The organism is Desulfofundulus sp. (assembly GCF_049701015.1).
In the GTDB taxonomy this organism is placed as follows: Bacteria; Bacillota; Desulfotomaculia; order Desulfotomaculales; family Desulfovirgulaceae; genus Desulfofundulus.
Genome location: NZ_JBNATZ010000391.1, coordinates 1 through 1575 on the forward strand (window position 1 = coordinate 1; position 1575 = coordinate 1575).

Below are 1575 nucleotides of genomic sequence, written 5' to 3' on the forward strand. Positions count from 1 at the left end.
ATTCATTTATGTCCGGCGGCAAAACCTGAATGCCCAGCCGACGGCATTCCTCGATGGCCGCCTTTGTTTTGTTACAGATTACCCGGATAACGGAAGGGCTGGAGCAGATAACAGTTGGGTTGAACAAGATAACCGCAACTGAGCAACTGTACAACCATGTGCTCAGACAGTCGTACGCCATCAAGGGTTACATGCTGTATCACAGACCGGTCTACCTGGAGGAATTCCGCCTTTATGCCCGCCTCAGCCAGCAGGAAATGGAGCAACTGCGGCAGGTGGTCCGTCCGGCCCGACAGGCAGTGGTAGAGGAAATTCTGGTTCGGCAGCGAAAGTATGTCGTTCTCTGCGAAAAAGAAATCATTCCACTGGTAGAACGGGGAAACATTGATGACGCAGCCCGCGTGGCCCAGCAAAGCGGCGCGGTAACTTTGATTGAGGAAATGCTCCAGCTGGTTGACAGATTGCGGGAAATGCGCCTGAAGGATTTGAATGAATCCCTGTACGGAGCTGTTTTCAGCGTCAAGCAGGCTCTGGGGTGGGGATTTGGCGGCGGGCTGGTCATCCTTTTCACAGGTATCATCTCCGGCATTTTGTTAAACCGCAGGCTGATGCTGGAAAACCTTGTTTACCGGCTCATACTCCGGAACACAAGAAATGCGGTGGTCGTGGTGCAAAATAATGGTCGCATTTATCTAATCAACCGAGCAGCGGAAGAAATTTTCGGCCTAAATAAAGAAGCAGTTGCGGGGCTGCCCTTCGAAGCCGTCTTTACCGGCCGGCATCAGGCGGGCGAGGTGGCCTTCAGCTACCCCGTGGCCACTGCTCTGACTGGCAACGAGGATATGTGCAACGTGGAGCAGAACTACACCGGCCCTGACGGCTGGCAATACGTCCTGCTCACCGACTGCCTGCAGTTGCGCAACGAAAGGGGCAGGCGCCACGGTATCATGCTAATCATAAGGGATATCACCGAGCGCAAGGTGGTTGAAGAGAAACTGCGGGGACTGGCCGTGCGGGACAGCATGACCATGCTCTACAACCACTCCTACCTCAAACAGGTGCTGGATCGCGAAGTGGCCAGGGCAGGCGAGCAGGGTGGGAAACTGGCTTATTTAATGATGGACGTGGACAACTTTAAAACCTACAATGACCAGTTCGGTCACCCGGCGGGAGACGAACTGCTCAGACAACTGGCCCGCCTGCTGGAAAAAAACGTTCGCCAATCGGACATCGTAGGGCGCTACGGCGGGGACGAATTTGCCGTAATCCTGCCCGGCGCGGACCAGACGGTGGCAGTGGAAGTGGGAGAACGCCTGCGCCAGTGCATCGTAGAGCACCCCTTCCCATACCGGGAGCTTATGCCCGGCGGTAGGATCACCGTTTCGATCGGAGTATCCTGTTTCCCGGGTGACGCTCCAAACGCTGCCGAACTAATCAGGCAGGCCGACGAAGCAATGTACAATGCCAAGCGCAATGCCAAAAACAGGGTTGAAGTGTGGTTTTCGGCTTTCAAAGAGTTGGAGTCGGACTGGCCGGGTGAGCGGGACGTGCTATACAGCATTGGGGGTCTCCTGG

Annotated in this window: 1 protein-coding gene; it reads left to right on the forward strand. The window is 55.5% G+C overall.

The genetic code is table 11. The features are described from left to right. Positions 1 to 119 precede the first annotated feature (119 nt). On the forward strand, positions 120 to 1575 hold a 1456-nt coding region (locus tag ACPLUI_RS14745; protein WP_424660994.1), incomplete at its 3' end, for a diguanylate cyclase.